This window comes from Maribacter spongiae (assembly GCF_047345125.1).
Taxonomy (GTDB): domain Bacteria; phylum Bacteroidota; class Bacteroidia; order Flavobacteriales; family Flavobacteriaceae; genus Maribacter.
The window spans coordinates 55,566-71,566 of sequence record NZ_JBLFEQ010000009.1 but is presented as its reverse complement, the minus strand read 5'-3'; the positions used below and the strand labels follow the sequence as shown (position 1 = coordinate 71,566).

Genomic DNA, 16,001 nt, shown 5'->3' with positions numbered 1-16,001 from the left:
TTTTATATTGAATTTTTTTTTCTGAATAGACTTAATAATAATATCAGCATGATCCCTATAGTGACCGCTACATCCGCCATATTAAAAATACCGGTTTTGAAAAAACCCAGACGGATCTGAAAAAAATCGGTCACAGATCCATACAGAATACGATCGATTAAATTTCCGATACCTCCGCCAATAACAAAAGTAAAAGCCAGTAGGAGTATAGAATCCATATGGGATTTTGTGAGGGTCCTGTACAATAATATTAAGAGCAGTGCCAGCGGAAGGCCCTGTAGTAAAAGGATTTTCAGGATAGGAGGGAAGTCCTGGCCAAAGCCGAGCATAGCACCGGTATTTTCAACATTGGTCAAAATAAAATGATGGTCGATAATCTGAATATAATCCTGTTCTGCTACATTTTGGCGTACCGCTTCTTTGGTTATCTGGTCACAGCCAATATTTAAAAACACCAGTAAAACAGTATAGATCCTGTACCGGACCAATCCTTTTTTCATAAATATTTAATACTGTTCCTCATCGTTTGGAAAATCCTGATTTTTCACATCACTAACATAATCGGAAATGGCAGTTCCCATTTCTTCGTACAAGTTCATGTATCTTCTTAGGAAGCGTGGGTTGAACTCATGTGTCATGCCCAATAAATCGTGGATCACCAATACTTGTCCGTCCGCATGTTTCCCACCACCGATTCCAATAGTAGGGATCGTAAGTTTTTCGGAGACCTTTTTGGTGAGTTGCGCCGGGATTTTTTCCAGGACGATACCAAAACACCCCAGTTTTTCCAATAATAAGGCATCTTGCATTAGTTTTTCAGCTTCCTCCTCCTCTTTTGCCCGCACGGTGTACGTGCCAAATTTATAGATGGACTGTGGGGTAAGCCCCAAATGCCCCATAACCGGTATTCCGGCGGCCAGGATACGTTTCACGGATTCCTTTATTTCTGCGCCTCCTTCTACTTTAACGGCATGGGCCCCACTTTCTTTCATGATCCGAATAGCGGAACGCAAGGCCTCTTTGGGGTCGCTCTGGTAACTGCCAAAAGGAATGTCCACTACCACCAATGCCCGATCAATGGCCCTAATGACCGAAGTGGCATGATAGATCATCTGATCCAAGGTAATGGGCAATGTAGTTTCATGCCCGGCCATAACATTACTGGCGGAATCGCCCACAAGAATGACATCCACGTTTGCGGCATCCACAATTTTGGCCATAGAATAATCATAGGCCGTAAGCATGGAAATTTTTTCACCGTTCCTTTTCATGTCCACAAGGGACTTTACGGTAACTCTTTTATATTCTTTTTTTGCGGTGGACATAAGGACTTGGTTTAATGAGGCTAAAATAAGGAGTTTTACCGAGATTTTAATTTAATCCGTGTGCTGGAATTAGACCGGGAACAGGATAATATTTCTATTTTTAGGAAATGGACCAAAAAACGATAAAATGAAATGTGTACTATCTATTTGCCTGTTGTTTATATTGAATACAATGATGGCCCAGACCAGTGATCAAGCCGCCGTTCAAAAGACCATTGAATCTTTTTTTAATGCATTTCACGCACAGGATTCCCTCGCCATGAAATCTTCCGTGAGCCCGAACGTTATTTTGCAGACCATAGGAAAGACCAAAGAAGGAAAACAATACCTACGCACCGAAAATTTTGATGATTTGGTGCATTCCATTACCCGTATCCCGGATTCCATCAGTTTTCAGGAACGCATTACGGATTATAATATCCAGATCGATGGTGCCATGGCCAATGCCTGGACATCGTATGAGTTTTGGTTGAACGATAAATTTCATCATTGTGGGGCGAACTCCTTTCAGCTCTTTAAAGAAGAAAACGATTGGAAAATCATTTATTTGATCGATACCCGTAGGAGGGAAGGTTGTAAACAGCAATAGTTGTTTTTTGTTGTTTTCGTTCTTTTAAATTATAATACGGAGCTTTAATTTTGTCCCGTACAATCTTAATTTTTTTGAATATGCAATTGTTGGGAATAGGATCTAGAATTGATCATTTGGAATACGGAAAGGGTGTGGTTACCAATGTATCCTCTAAACATTATTGGGTAACTTTTATGGAAAGAGGTCTGGAAACCATTGCCATCGATTCGGAATTTGAGGTAATCGAAAGTTTGGAAGACGATGTGGACACGGTCAGCTTTTTTGATATTGAAAGTTCCCTGACCCAAATTTTGGAAAAATGGAGCGATACGCATGAAAAAGTGGCCCTGGCCGATAAATGGCGTGGGGGAAAACTCATTTTGGAACCTGGTAACGCTCTTGCGAACAAAGAAATACCTATTGATACTTTTTTTCATAAAATAGTGATGGTACGTGATCGTATCCGTGTGATGGAACAAAAAATCAATAGCAGTAAAAATTTGGACGATCAAGAAAAGATAGATTTACAACAATATATTACCCGTATTTATGGGAGCCTGACCAGTTTTAATATATTGTTCAAAAATAAAAGCGACCAGTTTATTGGGGAACGGAGTAAATAATAATAAGAGATATTAGGCTCTTGCCGTTATCTTTACATTACGATATTTGGTTATTTTCACATAACTATATCTATACCGCTTCTTTGCTTTCGCTCAAATGTTTTCCGTATTGTTTAGGTGTGTGTTGCCTATGTAATTTTCTGGTAATACAAGATTTAATAGCGGCATTTTGAAAATAATACCCCCATAGATTCTGATGCCCGTATTCTCTTGGGACATTGGTTTTATTATTTTGGGTACGGTTCTCATGGGTTTCACTTAAATCCAAGGAAATGATTTCTATATATTCCAAATTGTAAAAGATGCCGTATTGGCGCTTTGTATCATAAATGAGCCATTGCTGGTTCTTATAACGGTTACGAAAGTGCTTGGAAATTAAGGGCAATACATCAAAATCGGGTGCTATATTCGCAAAATAAACATCGTCCTTAGTCGATCGAAAACGTATAGATGCTTCCATGTGGCGCTTTTCCCGACTTACTTTTCGCATCAGTTTGGAAATATACAAAACAGTATCATCCGCGGGATTCGCCAAGTTTTTATCGTTACCTGACATCAATTTCTGAATGTAACCAAAGAGCATGGGTTCAATACCCCTGGTCTCGCTCAAAAAAGCAAAATAAATAGCAGTTATGGCAGGATAACTTTTGTTGCGGATAGCGTTCCACACACATTTCGCTTTTTCTATATGGGTGAAAATAGTTTCTGTTTCCGAAAAAAGTCCATTTTGGTTTTGGCTATTCTTTTGTATATCCACTACATCTATTTTCTCGTCAAAAGCGATGAAGACCGCAGTGAGAAAACCATTGAAACTTCCATCATAGATAAGGGTTTTAGTGTTTTTCATACTACCTGTTTTTTTATGGACAATCAATTTTTTTAAACATCTTAACTACCTGTATTTTTTTGTGCATTAGATATAATCCTGAAAAATGCAATACAGTAATTATTCCAAAAATATGGAATTATTCCTAATTATGGAAATAATCCAAATATAATTTTGGATATAATCCATATTTCCTATATTTGAATTATGGAAAATGAACTTACGTTAAAAAGATTTACAGATGTCCGTCGGGAGCTGGGATACACCCAAACGGAATTTGCGACCCTTTTGGGAGTGTCCAATACGACTGCGGACATAGAGCGCGGGCGCACCAAACTCTCCGGGAAAGTAGTTTCGGAATTATTGAAGCAATTCAAGATAAATCCATTATGGTTGTTCGGGGAAAGCGATGCACGGTATTTGGAAACTTCCAATACCAGTGTCATTCCCAAAGTGGTCACTGTAGATGCTGCGGATAATGATAATATGGTCTTGGTAAATGCCAAAGCGGCCGCAGGGTATCCGCAAAATATTGCGGATACCAGTTGGTATGAGCAATTACCGGCATTTGATCTGCCTATTCCCGAGTTTAGAAACGCTACCTATCGCGGTTTTCAGGTAGAAGGGGATAGCATGTTGCCCAATCTGCATCCCGGGGAATGGGTCTTGGCACGTGCCATTGAACATATAGACCATGTAAGTGCCAATAAAATGTACGTAGTGGTCTTACAGGATTCTGTGATGGTAAAAAAAATAGAGAAACGACCTAACTCCAATAATGTAACATTGGTTTCCCTGAACGAAACCTACCCCCCTTATGATATTAAACCATTCCAAATACAGGAAATCTGGGAAGTGAGCAGTAAGATTACGTTTAATGTAGATGCTACTACTGATCGTGGGCTATTAAAACAGTTGCAAGAATCCATGCAAGAATTGAAAAGTCAATTAAAACATGTGAAAAAGGTGTGATTTCAAATCATTTTCTTTACATATAATCCGCTGTTCTTTAGTTGAAACCCTAAACTTTTGTAGAGACCGATCGCCGGTGTCCTATGGTGTCCGCTAAAAAGGAGTACATCGTTCAGTTTACATTTTTTGGCACGTTCCAAGAGCAGTTCCATAAGTTTGCGGCCAATACCCTGACCCCTGTAGTTTTTCGAGACCACAACATCCTCTATCATTCCCTTATATCCTGAAATTACATTATATTTAGCCATCATGGCGATACCGATAAGCCGTGTGCCATCAAAAGCACAAACCACTTCGGCAGGATTAAGTGTTATTAGCACCTCCTTTAGCGTAAGTTGCTCTATCTCGGAATTCAGTTCCTTATAGAGTGTTTCAAGTTGTTCCTGAAGCCCCGTTGGAATATCTTCTTTTTGGATTCGTTTTATTGCTATCATTTTAATGATCGTATCAATGTTTTATCAATAATATTATATTTAAACTAAAACTTTATAATATGTATTTTAACTAACTTGCATATAATTAATTATTACTATTTAATTACCTGCATAGAATTGAATTTCTGTCGGGAAAAAACGATCAACTCCTCAAAAAAAGCGGTAAATTCCATTTCAAAAGCTTCATAATGCTCCTCCAGGTCCAAGATGGCAAAATTCATTTTCGAGCGGTTTTGGGTTCTTCTGTTCATACCATTGAGAATACTGGCTATTCCTTCTATTTTGGAGTAGTTGTAAATCCAGTTATCCGTAATCATATAAGGCATCATGCGCTTGGTTCCATCCGGAAGTATAGCATAATGATCTTCTAGGAGGTCATAGAAATTTTCTACAAAAACGGCAAGGGGTTCCTCGGAATAAACCGACCAGTTTTTGGCCAAAAAGTGGTCATAAAAAATATCTACGATCACTCTACTATAATGGCTGTAATTCTTGTGAAGGCGTTTACTGCTTTGTTTTGGAATTTTATGGGAATCGGTATAGGTATCTATATACCGGTGCAATTCAATACCTTTCTGGACCCTGGGCGGAAGATGTTTAAACTTGTTGCCTCGGATACTGTCTGCAATAAAATTTCCAATGGTAATTTCCTTGTCCCCAAAAGAGAGGTATATATGTGCCAGAAAGTTCATTGATCAATTTCCGTTTTCTGGATCTAATTTACAAATTGCCCCACTTTCTTTTCCCATGAGACCGCTATATTTGCAAAAACTTTTAGACAACCTATGACACTTATCAAATCTATTTCAGGAATCAGGGGAACCATTGGTGGTAAGCCCGGAGATAATTTAACCCCAATAGATGCCGTGAAATTTGCGGCTTCATATGGAATTTGGCTGAAGGATTATTCCCAAAAGGATAAGTTAAAAGTAGTTATTGGACGAGATGCGCGACTTTCTGGGGAAATGATCCAGAATTTAGTAGTTTCCACATTAACCGGATTGGGTATTGACGTAATCGATTTGGATTTATCCACTACGCCGACCGTTGAAATTGCCGTACCTCTGGAAAATGCCGATGGCGGGATCATTCTAACTGCCAGTCATAACCCAAAACAGTGGAACGCCCTTAAATTGTTAAATGAGAAGGGAGAGTTTTTAGATGCTGCCCAAGGAGCTAAAATTCTGGCTATTGCCGAAAAAGAGGATTTTGATTTTTGTGAGGTGGATGATTTGGGCAATATCACAAGAAATGACAGTTATATCGATGTTCATATTGATGAAGTACTCAAACTATCCCTGGTAGATGCCGATACCATACGAAAAGCCAAATTCAAGGTAGTGGTAGATGGTGTCAACTCGACCGGAGGAATTGCCATACCCAGACTTTTAAAAGAATTGGGTGTTGAAGTTGTGGAATTGTACTGTGATCCGACCGGACATTTTCCACATAATCCCGAACCATTAAAACAACATCTTACCGATATTTGTAAATTGGTAGTGTCCGAAAAGGCCGATTTTGGTATAGTGGTAGATCCCGATGTGGACCGATTGGCTTTTATTAGCAATGACGGTGAAATGTTCGGAGAGGAATATACCTTGGTAGCCTGTGCCGATTATGTTTTGGGAAAAACAAAGGGAAATACGGTCTCCAACCTCTCCTCCTCCCGGGCGTTACGGGATATTACCCAAAAACATGGCGGAACATACGAAGCCGCGGCCGTAGGCGAAGTAAATGTGGTCGCCAAGATGAAAGCTAAAAATGCCATTATAGGTGGTGAGGGGAACGGAGGAATAATATACCCTGAAAGTCATTATGGCCGTGACTCCTTAGTAGGAACAGCTTTGTTTTTAATGCTGATGTCCGAAAGAGGCGGTACCGTAGCCGAACTTAGGGCGGGTTATCCAAGTTATTTTATGAGCAAAAAGAAAATTGAATTAACGCCCGGATTGGATGTTGATGGCATCCTGACCGCTATGGCCCATAAATACGGGGATGAAGAAATTTCTACCATTGATGGGGTCAAGATCGATTTTCCAGAAAACTGGGTACACCTAAGAAAATCGAACACAGAACCTATTATCCGTATTTATACCGAAGCTAAAAGTCAGACCGAAGCGGACGATTTGGCCGACAAAATTATTGCGGAGATAAAAGAAGTGGCAGGCATCTAAAACTTTTAAATCGATATAAAATAAAATGTCGGCCTTTTGAGGCCGACATTTTATTTTTTTGTTTCCGTCAATAGTTCGTTCGAAGCCCAAACACCCACTTGTGTAACCTCACCGGAGGCATTAAAAACTTTACCTTTGCCCTGTTTTTGGTTGTTTACCCATTTACCGCTCCATTTGCTCCCGTCTTTATTGATCAAAGAACCTTTTCCATGTCTTTTATGGTTCTTGAACTTACCCTCATACCTGCTTCCATCTGACCAAATGTAGGTTCCCTTGCCCGATATTCCTGTGCCTGAGAGATCTCCGGAATATGAAGAACCGTCCGCCCATTTAATTATTCCCTTAACCAGCCTTCCTGTCTTGAATTCCACATCAAAATATGTGTTCTGAAAATCAAATTTATACCAACCATCCTGTAGCGAATCAAAATCCGAACTGACTGGAATCGTATTGAATTCTTGGCCTTTTGCCAAATTGATCATTGTAAAAACCATAATAAATAGTAAGATTCTTTTTTTCATACCCGTTATTTTTATTCGTAGGTCGGTAACCACCTCCTAAAACTTACAGGAATAATGATTTCTGGGGTAAAAAAATTAAGTAAATGATCTTTGAGGATAAAATCAAGTAAACATAAAAAAAGGGGGGGGGTAGATCTTTTTTATCAATAAAAGAATTCAGACCTTTAAAACTTTGGCAAAAGACGCCGGTTCCTTGTCCCTGTGTTTCCATCTTTTGTGCGTCCACAGATAATGTTCCGGTTTTTCCCTTATTTGTTGTTCCGTTAAACGTAAAAAGGTTTCTGTAATCTCACCTTCTTCCGTTTCTTTTCCGTTTTTGGTAATAGGGATGAATTCCGCTTTGTAATACCCTCTTTTTACTTTGCTTACTTTTAAAAATACAACGGCGAGTTCCAATTTACGGGCCATGGTTTCGGCTCCATTAAAAACGGGGACTTTTATCCCCATGAAATTGGACCAATATTGCGCACGGTGTGCCTGTGGGGATTGGTCACTCACCATGCCTATTGCCGCTTTTTGCCCATTTTGCCTATTCCTGACCACGGTCTTTACCGTTTGTTGTTGCGTGATGAGGGCAGTGTTCCATTTTGAACGTACTTCTCGTATAAAGGCATCAAAATAGCTGTTGCTGATTTTTTGATAGACCGCATAGCCCTTACAACTTAAAAGGCTATTGACACTTATGATCCATTCCCAGTTCGCATAATGGGAACATAGGACCAAAACACTGCGTTCCCGTTCCAAGTTTTGAATAATTTCCGGATTTATGATTTTAAATTTTATCCTCATCTTTTCCTCAGAAAGCCCCATGGTTTTGATCGTTTCCAGAAAGACGTCGCACATATGCTTAAAAAAGGCCCTTTCGATCAGTTTTAGTTCGGTATTATCCTTTTCGGGAAAAACAAGCTTCAGATTGTTGCGGACTACTTTTCTTCTATAGCCGATAATATGATATATCACAAAGAATACAAAATTGGAAAATCCATAAAATAGTGTGTGCGGTAAAATAGAGATCAACCATAAAAAAGGATAGGCCAATAGGAAGATTAGAAGTTGCATGCGCCAAGAGTATAATGGGCAAATATAGCTATATTTGACTCCAAAGATAGAGGTTAGGAATGAATGACTTGCATATTGCCACCATTGCCATAATTGCGGCCAATGTACTGGTTTCCCTAAAAGGGTTTGATGATACTTATTTTTTTGACCGTTATAAATTCGGTATCGGGGCCATAAGGGCAGGGCAGAAAGAACGCATGTTCACCTCCGGTTTTTTGCACGTAGATATTGCACACCTGTTTTTCAATATGTTCACCCTGTATTTTTTTGCAGATGTGGTCATTGCTTGGTTTGGCCCGGTTAAATTTAGCATCATTTATGGTATCAGTTTGTTTGCGGGAAGCTTATTGGCACTTTTTTTTCATAAGGATGAACCGTATTACAGTGCCGTTGGTGCGAGTGGCGCGGTAACAGGTGTTTTATATGCCGCCATTTTATTACAACCCGACGACTCTTTGTTCATTATGTTTATTCCTGTTCCCATACCGGCCTATATATTGGGGATAGGGTATCTTTTATATTCCATCTACGGTATGAAGAGTAGATTGGGGAATATTGGCCATACCGCACATTTTGGAGGGGCTATTGGGGGTTATATAACTACTTTGTTTTTTATACCAGACCTATTGCGGACAGACACTCTTACGGTATTGCTTTTGGCCGTTCCCATCATATTGCTCTTTATTCTTGAAAAAATGGGGAAAATATAAAAAGTAAGAAAAAGCTTATATTGAATATAGTTTCTGCAATTAATTTGTGCATTTCATCGAAAAAGACATCTTTTTTATAAGAGGATCGTTTTGGGTACGTTCTTGAAAAAATTAAAATACCAACCCCGATGAAAAGAATATTTCTTTTACCTATCACACTATTTGTTTTTCTATTTTCATGTAGCGATGAAACCAAAGTTTATGATGAACCCGAAGATGATCTGAGGTTAGAGACCAATAACAATGTACTGGAGAATAGTATCGTATATGATAAAGCCGGTGTGCTGGACATCTACGAAGAAGCTGCCTTGACCGGTAAATCCGATCTGACCGGTAAAAATGAGGTTGCGGGCGATTACCCTTTAACCTTGATCACACAAGTAGCCGTACCCTCTTTTAGCGGAGGTGAAAACTTGACGGCCTCACATGTTGATGTTGAGGGGGACTATGCCTATGTTTCCTATAATACGGTTGAAGACGGATATGCTGGCGGTGTAGACATTATTAATATTAGCGACCCTCACAATCCGTACGTTTCATCAAGGTTGTATTATTCAAATGCGGATGTTAATGCGATAAAATACAGCAATGGTTATATCTATTTAGTAGGCGGTGTGGATGCGGAAAAATCCGTTAGGGCCACGGCCAATTCTTTTGTTGCCAAGATACAGGTTTCAAATGGCCTTATGAATTTTAGTGCCGGCGTTATTTATGCGTTTCAAGAAGGATTTAATGGTACAGGTATAGCGGTTAATGGAAATCGCGTTTTGGCGACAAGCGGTCAAGATGGGTTTGTTACGGTTTATAATACATCGGATCTTGCCGTTGTTGACGAAGCTCCCTTTTTGGATTTACGTTCCGTAGCGGTAAAAGATAATTCCATTGCCGTATTGGATGCCAGCAAAGGTGTTAGTATCCTGGACAATAGTTTGGGAATTATCAGGGAGATTCCCATAGATTCCGACTTTGGAAACAATACCAAGCGTACCTTGGATTTCTCGGGAGAAAATATAGTAGTGGCAGAGGGTGCCAAGGGCGCCGGTGTTTACAATGCCACGACGGGTTCTTTTATAGAATACGTCCCCATTCTTTTAAACCCGGATAATGTAGATGGTGCGGATGTAGTGACCAATGCCGTAGCTACAAATCAAGATGTTTTGTTAATGGCCAATGGCGGGGCCGGCCTTTGCTTGTCCGAAGAGCAACAGGACAATACGGAACTGGTGGGCATCATTCAGCTGGAAGGCTCCATAAACTATGTTGCCTCCAAAGGAGATTATATTTTTGCGGCTTCGGGTAAAGAAGGATTGCAAATTATAAAACTGAACAGGCCAAATGAGAGTTTGGTGGAGCGTTGTGCCGATTTGGACAGCTATAGGGGCAACTCTAATCTTAGGGTGAACGAAGGTCAGGAATTGGCCTATAGGGGTGCAAAACGATTTAATAACTTTGATGTAAACGGTGCTTTGCTGTTATGTGGTTCCTGGACGGTAAGAAACAATGTCATTGTTAATCGAAATGGACTTTTTGAAATGAACGGTACGCTGGTGGTGGGCCGAAACAATAGAAGGAGGGAAGTCAATATAAACGAGAATGCCACTATGCGGGTAGAAGGAAATCTAACAATATATGGCGACCTGATATTGAACGATGGTGCAACGATCGAGTTTATTGGTGAAGACTCCGTGGTAAATATTTTTGGAAACGTTCAAAGGAGCGGAAATGCTTCCGTGATAGGAACTTTTAGGGATGTGAGAAACAAGTTTTAAACATTATTTATAGCTATAAAACCAAAGCGAGGGGCAATTAATTTTATTGCCCCTCGCTTTTTCTATTCCTATATTTCTTCCCTTAATTCAAAAGTTCAGCAATTTTAGCTTCAAGTTCCGGTCCCCTAAGGTTTTTGGCAACGATTACCCCGTTCTCATCCAATAAGAACGCAGCAGGAATGGCATCTATATTATACATTTGGGCAATTTCATCATTAAAATAGGCAATATTCGAAACCTGGTTCCAGGCCAATCCATCATCGGCAATGGCTTTTTTCCATGCATCTGCCGTTCTGTCCAAAGAAACACCTATAATATTTAAGCCCTTATCGTGGTATTTGTTATAAACGTTAACGATATTAGGATTTTCGGCACGGCAGGGTTTACACCACGCGGCCCAAAAATCGATTAAAGTAACTTTTCCCAGTACATCGTTTAAAGCAATAACCGTTCCTTCCGGGTCGGGACCGGAAAAGTTAGGTGCCTTTGCCCCTATAGCTGTCTTCTTGGCTGCTTCCTCTGCTTTTTTAAGTTTTTCCAATCCTTCTGAAATGCGTTTTCCCGGCTTTGAATTTCGAATTTCCAGGGTCAATGCATCATAAATTCCCCCGGCTTCTTCACTTTCTATGGCCTTTGTGGCCATGGCCCTGTCCAGTAACAATGCCGAAATCAGGCCATTTGGATGATCTTTTATGTACTTTAATTCAAACCCTTTGTATTCTTCCTGCAGTTCCTGCAGTTCATCCCTAAGTGCAGTTTGTGAGGCCGCATCCGTGGTATTTCTCATATCGTTTTGAATAGATTTTGCCTGTAGGGAAAATTCACGTGATTTTTCCAGGTAATCACCAAAAATATCATTTTGAACGGTTCCTGTAATTTTTGCGAACCCCAAACTGTCTTTTTGCGCGCTAAGGTTAATTTTTCCATTCTCAACAACCAATGCCGTATAGGCCTGTGTCTTGTCTAAAAAAATATAATGTAGTTCCGGTGATGCTGTTGCCGTTCCGGTAAATTCAAAATTTCCTTGTGCCAACAAAGCGGTATCTACCTCGACGGGTTGATTGTTTTCGCCAATTTTTTTCAAGAAGACCATTGTGCCATCTTCAATTTCTCCCCGTAAATTTCCTTTTATCACAAAACCTTCCGGATTTGTATTACAGCCTAACAACGCCAAAACTGCCATAACCGGCATTAAAATCTTTTTCATCGAATACTTTTTATTTGTTTTTAAGGTGAGACCGAACATTTGGTCATAGATTTTTATCGAAAACAAATGTACTTATATAATAGGATATAAAAAAAGACCCTGAATACATGTCAGGGCCTTGAATTTGAACTTTAAATATTAACGGTTCGTGGAAACTCTTCATTTAGGGGTTCCCACATTCCCATAATTCCTCGGGGAAAGCTTAGCGGTTACATACGGGCTATGCATCAATAACAGCTGAAATATCCCGGAATAATAGGTTTTAATGGATTTTTTTATATCAGTATTTAAAATTGGTAGCGTATGCCCAATCCAATATCAAAATCAAAACTATCCGTAAATCCATCATAGCCCAATATACCCAACTCGGGCCTAAAATCCAGGGAAAGTAATAAAGGGATGTCGAAATTGTATTCTATTCCGATATCGCCTGCCGCAAAAACGAACAGACCGTCATCCCGATCGGGGTCGGAACCAAAATCCACACTTCCCAAACCTCCACCAACGCCGTAATACCATTGAAAACCACCTTCAATAGGCCGTATCCATTGATAAAGGGCCGTTAGCTTAAAAGCATCAAAATTCCGACTGTCCCGCCAGCCCAGGGCAAACTCCGCCCTATTATAACGCCCAATGGATTTTTGATAAGATACTTCTGCACCAAAGCCATCACTATCCCCAAGACGGAGACCTATGGCATGGTCGGATATCTCCTGGGCACTTAATGCAGTAATCCCAAAAAAAAGAACGATTGTAAGACAATTTAAAAATTTCATAGGTTCTTGTTTTAATTAAATTGAAAAAGAAACGATTTGGTATGTAGCTCAAACAATAAAACTTAATTTAGTGACCAAAATTGTGCCAAATTGAATAATAATTTACTGTCAGATCTTGCCCCGAAATTAGAAGGGGAGCTTCAAATAGATAACCTTTCCAAAGCTTTGTATGCTACCGACGCATCGGTGTATCGTAAAATTCCTTTGGGCGTTGTCTTTCCCAAAACGATTGAGGATATTAGGGAAATCATCACTTTTGTGAACGAGCATCAAATCGGGATTGTTCCTAGAACGGCAGGGACCTCATTGGCTGGGCAGTGTGTGGGGGATGGTTTGGTGGTGGATGTCTCCAGACATTTCACCAAAATCCTTCATTTGGATGAGCATAAAAAGCAGGTCACCGTTCAGCCGGGAGTTATACGGGATGAACTGAACCGATATCTAAAACCGTTCGGTCTTTTCTTTGGACCCAATACCTCTACGTCCAACAGGTGCATGATAGGGGGAATGGTAGGGAACAACTCTTCCGGAACGACTTCCATTCAATATGGCGTTACCCGCGACAAGGTCGTATCGCTTAAAACGATTCTTTCAGATGGTAGCGAAGTAGATTTCAGACAACTGTCACAACAAGAATTTCAATCCAAATTAACTTCTGAGTCCTTTGAATCTTCACTATATAAAAATATACATAAAGAGCTGTCCGATAAATCAATAGCGGATGAAATAACCGATAACTTTCCAAAACCCGAAATTCATAGAAGAAATACGGGGTATGCCGTTGATGAATTACTCCATTCAGAAATTTTCCATGGCCGGGAAGCAGGGTTCAATATGGCTAAATTGTTGTGCGGAAGCGAAGGCACCCTGGCCTTTACGACGGAAATTACGTTGCAGTTGGACGATTTGCCGCCCCCATTGTCCGCAATGGTGGTCACACATTACAAAACCCTGGAAGATTGCCTTTCCGATGTAGTTCCGGTAATGGAACATCCTTTGCAATTGTGTGAGATGATGGACAAGGTAATCCTGGATTGCACCAAAAATAATAGAGCGCAATTGGCGAACCGATTTTTTGTGGAAGGCGACCCGGAAGCTTTGCTACTATTACAAGTGAGTGCACATAATGAAAAAGGATTGCAAAAAGCTGTTAATGAACTCCAAAAAACAATTGCCGGATCTGGGTTGAGCTATGCCAGCCCCGTCTTAATGGGCGTTGATATCAACAGGGCTATTGAACTGCGCAAAGCAGGGCTGGGACTTTTGGGGAATATAGTGGGCGATATGAAGGCCGTGGCCTGTATTGAAGATACTGCGGTCGCCTTACCGGACCTGAAGGATTTTATTGGTGAATTCACCCAAATTATGAAGGGGTATGGGCAAAAGGCGGTGTATTACGCCCATGCGGGGGCGGGGGAATTGCATTTACGCCCGATCCTTAATCTCAAAAAGAAAGCCGATGTGGCCCTTTTCAGGGCCATTACCACGGATGTGGCCAAGCTGACCAAAAAATATAAAGGATCTTTTAGTGGAGAACATGGCGATGGTATCGTAAGGGCAGAATTCATACCATTGATGATCGGGGAAAGCAACTATGGACTTTTAAGGCGTATAAAATCATATTTTGATCCTAGAGGGATTTTTAATCCGGGTAAAATCGTAGATCCTTATCCCATGGACGGATCTTTAAGATATGAGGTGGACAGGGAAGAGCCCGAGATAAAAACACTTTTTGATTTCTCCGATAGTGAAGGGATTTTGAAGGCTGCCGAGAAATGTAATGGGAGTGGAGATTGCAGAAAGACACATCATATGCCCGGGGGAATGTGTCCGAGCTATCATGCCACCAAGAACGAAAAGGACACGACCAGGGGCAGGGCCAACGCCTTGCGGGAGTTTTTGACCCACCCTAAAAAAGCCAACGGTTTTGATCGGACGGAATTGAAGGAAGCATTTGATTTATGCTTAAGCTGTAAGGCCTGTGCCAGTGAATGCCCCAGCAATGTGGATGTAGCCACATTGAAAGCGGAATTCCTGTATCAATATCAAGAAACGAACGGGTACTCTTTACGAAGTAAATTGTTCGCCCATAACACCAAACTCAATAAATTGGGAAGTAAGGTGCCTGGATTGACCAATGCCGTTTATTCTTCGGGATTTTTGGGGAGGTTGTTAAAAAAAGTTAGTGGAGTGGCCGAACAAAGGACCTTGCCTAAGGTTTATAATTTTAATTTCGATAAACACCTTCAAAACATTGAAAGTCAATACAATGTGAATAAAAATAAAATTGTTTTATACATAGATGAGTTTACACGGTATTTGGATATAGAAGTAGGTAGAGATGCCCTGGAGCTTCTAGTGCGGTTAGGGTATGGTGTCCAACTTTTTTATGCGGAAAGCGGAAGGACATATTTGTCAAAAGGGTTTTTGAAAGAAGCCAAACGATTGGCACAAAGAAACATGAGGGCCATGGAATCCTTTATGGAAAAAGGGCAACCGGTAATAGGCTTGGAACCATCTGCTATTCTTTCCTTTCGCGATGAGTACAAACGAATGACGGATGATAAGGATTTAGCCGATCGTATCTCGGGAAATTCTTTTTTGATCGAAGAGTTTTTAGCAAAGGAAATAGAAAAGGGAGTTTTGGAAGCTTCCATGTTTACCGAAGAACCAAAACATATAAAAATACATAACCATTGCCATCAAAAAGCATTGAGCGATCAAAAAGTGACTTTTGATGTACTGAACCTCCCAAAAAACTATAAAGTGACCATTATCCCATCCGGATGTTGCGGTATGGCAGGTTCTTTTGGTTATGAGAAAGAGCATTACGGGACCAGTATGAAGATTGGTGGCCTAAAGCTCTTTCCGGCCATATCCAAAACACCCGAAAGCACTATTATTTCAGCAAACGGCACAAGCTGTAGACATCAAATTTTTGATGGCACCCAAAGAACGGCAAAACACCCGGTGAGCATCTTAAAAGAGGCCTTACGGCTCCACTAAAGGACCTGTAATATTCCCTAATTTAATT

General features: G+C 40.4%; 16 protein-coding genes. 7 read left to right on the top strand and 9 right to left on the bottom strand.

The window, feature by feature from the left end:
• Positions 1 to 2: 2 nt before the first annotated feature.
• Positions 3 to 500: a signal peptidase II gene (gene lspA, locus ACKWB9_RS12855; RefSeq protein ID WP_414003429.1), complete on the bottom strand. Its 498-nt coding sequence runs from the start codon at positions 498 to 500 to the stop codon at positions 3 to 5.
• Between the two features lie 6 nt (positions 501 to 506).
• Positions 507 to 1,325, bottom strand: a complete 819-nt coding sequence (gene panB, locus ACKWB9_RS12850) for a 3-methyl-2-oxobutanoate hydroxymethyltransferase (protein WP_414003428.1) — start codon at positions 1,323 to 1,325, stop codon at positions 507 to 509.
• Positions 1,326 to 1,452: 127 nt separating this feature from the next.
• Between panB and ACKWB9_RS12845 the strand changes: the two genes are divergently transcribed.
• Positions 1,453 to 1,914: a nuclear transport factor 2 family protein gene (locus ACKWB9_RS12845; protein WP_414003427.1), complete on the top strand. Its 462-nt coding sequence runs from the start codon at positions 1,453 to 1,455 to the stop codon at positions 1,912 to 1,914.
• 80 nt (positions 1,915 to 1,994) lie between these two features.
• Entirely contained in the window at positions 1,995 to 2,519 is a 525-nt protein-coding gene (locus ACKWB9_RS12840; protein WP_414003426.1) for a hypothetical protein, read from the top strand.
• A 70-nt stretch (positions 2,520 to 2,589) separates the two neighbouring features.
• Here ACKWB9_RS12840 and ACKWB9_RS12835 read toward each other — a convergent pair whose 3' ends face one another.
• A complete protein-coding gene (locus tag ACKWB9_RS12835; RefSeq protein WP_414003425.1) occupies positions 2,590 to 3,366 on the bottom strand; it encodes a TIGR03915 family putative DNA repair protein in 777 nt (258 codons plus the stop codon).
• A gap of 186 nt (positions 3,367 to 3,552) precedes the next feature.
• On the opposite strand from ACKWB9_RS12835, the gene ACKWB9_RS12830 reads away from it, so the two are divergent.
• Positions 3,553 to 4,317, top strand: a complete 765-nt coding sequence (locus ACKWB9_RS12830; protein ID WP_414003424.1) for an XRE family transcriptional regulator — start codon at positions 3,553 to 3,555, stop codon at positions 4,315 to 4,317.
• Between the two features lie 2 nt (positions 4,318 to 4,319).
• Here ACKWB9_RS12830 and ACKWB9_RS12825 read toward each other — a convergent pair whose 3' ends face one another.
• Together ACKWB9_RS12825 and ACKWB9_RS12820 are read right to left on the bottom strand one after the other, a co-directional pair.
• Complete coding sequence (locus ACKWB9_RS12825; RefSeq protein ID WP_414003423.1) at positions 4,320 to 4,751, bottom strand: GNAT family N-acetyltransferase; 432 nt, start codon at positions 4,749 to 4,751, stop codon at positions 4,320 to 4,322.
• Positions 4,752 to 4,846: 95 nt separating this feature from the next.
• Positions 4,847 to 5,443 carry an acyl carrier protein phosphodiesterase gene (locus ACKWB9_RS12820; RefSeq protein ID WP_414003422.1) on the bottom strand — a complete coding sequence of 199 codons (597 nt, stop codon included), beginning with the start codon at positions 5,441 to 5,443 and terminating at the stop codon, positions 4,847 to 4,849.
• A 93-nt stretch (positions 5,444 to 5,536) separates the two neighbouring features.
• On the opposite strand from ACKWB9_RS12820, the gene glmM reads away from it, so the two are divergent.
• Positions 5,537 to 6,925 (top strand): phosphoglucosamine mutase, encoded by a 1,389-nt coding sequence (gene glmM / locus ACKWB9_RS12815; RefSeq protein ID WP_414003421.1) that lies wholly within the window; start codon positions 5,537 to 5,539, stop codon positions 6,923 to 6,925.
• A gap of 50 nt (positions 6,926 to 6,975) precedes the next feature.
• Here glmM and ACKWB9_RS12810 read toward each other — a convergent pair whose 3' ends face one another.
• Positions 6,976 to 7,446: an MORN repeat-containing protein gene (locus tag ACKWB9_RS12810; protein ID WP_414003420.1), complete on the bottom strand. Its 471-nt coding sequence runs from the start codon at positions 7,444 to 7,446 to the stop codon at positions 6,976 to 6,978.
• 156 nt (positions 7,447 to 7,602) lie between these two features.
• Positions 7,603 to 8,505, bottom strand: coding sequence for a lysophospholipid acyltransferase family protein (locus tag ACKWB9_RS12805; protein ID WP_414003419.1), 903 nt, complete (start codon positions 8,503 to 8,505; stop codon positions 7,603 to 7,605).
• A 59-nt stretch (positions 8,506 to 8,564) separates the two neighbouring features.
• Between ACKWB9_RS12805 and ACKWB9_RS12800 the strand changes: the two genes are divergently transcribed.
• Together ACKWB9_RS12800 and ACKWB9_RS12795 are read left to right on the top strand one after the other, a co-directional pair.
• Positions 8,565 to 9,215 carry a rhomboid family intramembrane serine protease gene (locus tag ACKWB9_RS12800; RefSeq protein WP_414003418.1) on the top strand — a complete coding sequence of 217 codons (651 nt, stop codon included), beginning with the start codon at positions 8,565 to 8,567 and terminating at the stop codon, positions 9,213 to 9,215.
• Positions 9,216 to 9,343: 128 nt separating this feature from the next.
• Positions 9,344 to 10,984: an LVIVD repeat-containing protein gene (locus tag ACKWB9_RS12795; RefSeq protein WP_414003417.1), complete on the top strand. Its 1,641-nt coding sequence runs from the start codon at positions 9,344 to 9,346 to the stop codon at positions 10,982 to 10,984.
• A gap of 82 nt (positions 10,985 to 11,066) precedes the next feature.
• On the opposite strand, the gene ACKWB9_RS12790 is transcribed toward ACKWB9_RS12795, so the two are convergent.
• Positions 11,067 to 12,191, bottom strand: a complete 1,125-nt coding sequence (locus ACKWB9_RS12790) for a redoxin domain-containing protein (RefSeq protein ID WP_414003416.1) — start codon at positions 12,189 to 12,191, stop codon at positions 11,067 to 11,069.
• A gap of 287 nt (positions 12,192 to 12,478) precedes the next feature.
• The gene (locus tag ACKWB9_RS12785; RefSeq protein ID WP_414003415.1) at positions 12,479 to 12,967 is read right to left on the bottom strand and encodes a hypothetical protein; all 489 of its coding nucleotides are present in this window, start codon (positions 12,965 to 12,967) and stop codon (positions 12,479 to 12,481) included.
• Between the two features lie 90 nt (positions 12,968 to 13,057).
• On the opposite strand from ACKWB9_RS12785, the gene ACKWB9_RS12780 reads away from it, so the two are divergent.
• Positions 13,058 to 15,973: an FAD-binding and (Fe-S)-binding domain-containing protein gene (locus ACKWB9_RS12780; RefSeq protein ID WP_414003414.1), complete on the top strand. Its 2,916-nt coding sequence runs from the start codon at positions 13,058 to 13,060 to the stop codon at positions 15,971 to 15,973.
• Positions 15,974 to 16,001: the final 28 nt, after the last annotated feature.

Bases quoted from the DNA above. Each gene is read 5' to 3' on its own strand.
- ACKWB9_RS12845 (WP_414003427.1), top strand. From the start codon at position 1,453: ATGAAATGTGTACTATCTATTTGCCTGTTGTTTATATTGAATACAATG.
- ACKWB9_RS12825 (WP_414003423.1), bottom strand. From the start codon at position 4,751: ATGATAGCAATAAAACGAATCCAAAAAGAAGATATTCCAACGGGGCTT.
- ACKWB9_RS12840 (WP_414003426.1), top strand. From the start codon at position 1,995: ATGCAATTGTTGGGAATAGGATCTAGAATTGATCATTTGGAATACGGA.
- ACKWB9_RS12810 (WP_414003420.1), bottom strand. From the start codon at position 7,446: ATGAAAAAAAGAATCTTACTATTTATTATGGTTTTTACAATGATCAAT.
- ACKWB9_RS12790 (WP_414003416.1), bottom strand. From the start codon at position 12,191: ATGAAAAAGATTTTAATGCCGGTTATGGCAGTTTTGGCGTTGTTAGGC.
- lspA (WP_414003429.1), bottom strand. From the start codon at position 500: ATGAAAAAAGGATTGGTCCGGTACAGGATCTATACTGTTTTACTGGTG.
- ACKWB9_RS12805 (WP_414003419.1), bottom strand. From the start codon at position 8,505: ATGCAACTTCTAATCTTCCTATTGGCCTATCCTTTTTTATGGTTGATC.
- panB (WP_414003428.1), bottom strand. From the start codon at position 1,325: ATGTCCACCGCAAAAAAAGAATATAAAAGAGTTACCGTAAAGTCCCTT.
- ACKWB9_RS12800 (WP_414003418.1), top strand. From the start codon at position 8,565: ATGAATGACTTGCATATTGCCACCATTGCCATAATTGCGGCCAATGTA.
- ACKWB9_RS12820 (WP_414003422.1), bottom strand. From the start codon at position 5,443: ATGAACTTTCTGGCACATATATACCTCTCTTTTGGGGACAAGGAAATT.
- ACKWB9_RS12795 (WP_414003417.1), top strand. From the start codon at position 9,344: ATGAAAAGAATATTTCTTTTACCTATCACACTATTTGTTTTTCTATTT.
- ACKWB9_RS12830 (WP_414003424.1), top strand. From the start codon at position 3,553: ATGGAAAATGAACTTACGTTAAAAAGATTTACAGATGTCCGTCGGGAG.
- glmM (WP_414003421.1), top strand. From the start codon at position 5,537: ATGACACTTATCAAATCTATTTCAGGAATCAGGGGAACCATTGGTGGT.
- ACKWB9_RS12785 (WP_414003415.1), bottom strand. From the start codon at position 12,967: ATGAAATTTTTAAATTGTCTTACAATCGTTCTTTTTTTTGGGATTACT.
- ACKWB9_RS12835 (WP_414003425.1), bottom strand. From the start codon at position 3,366: ATGAAAAACACTAAAACCCTTATCTATGATGGAAGTTTCAATGGTTTT.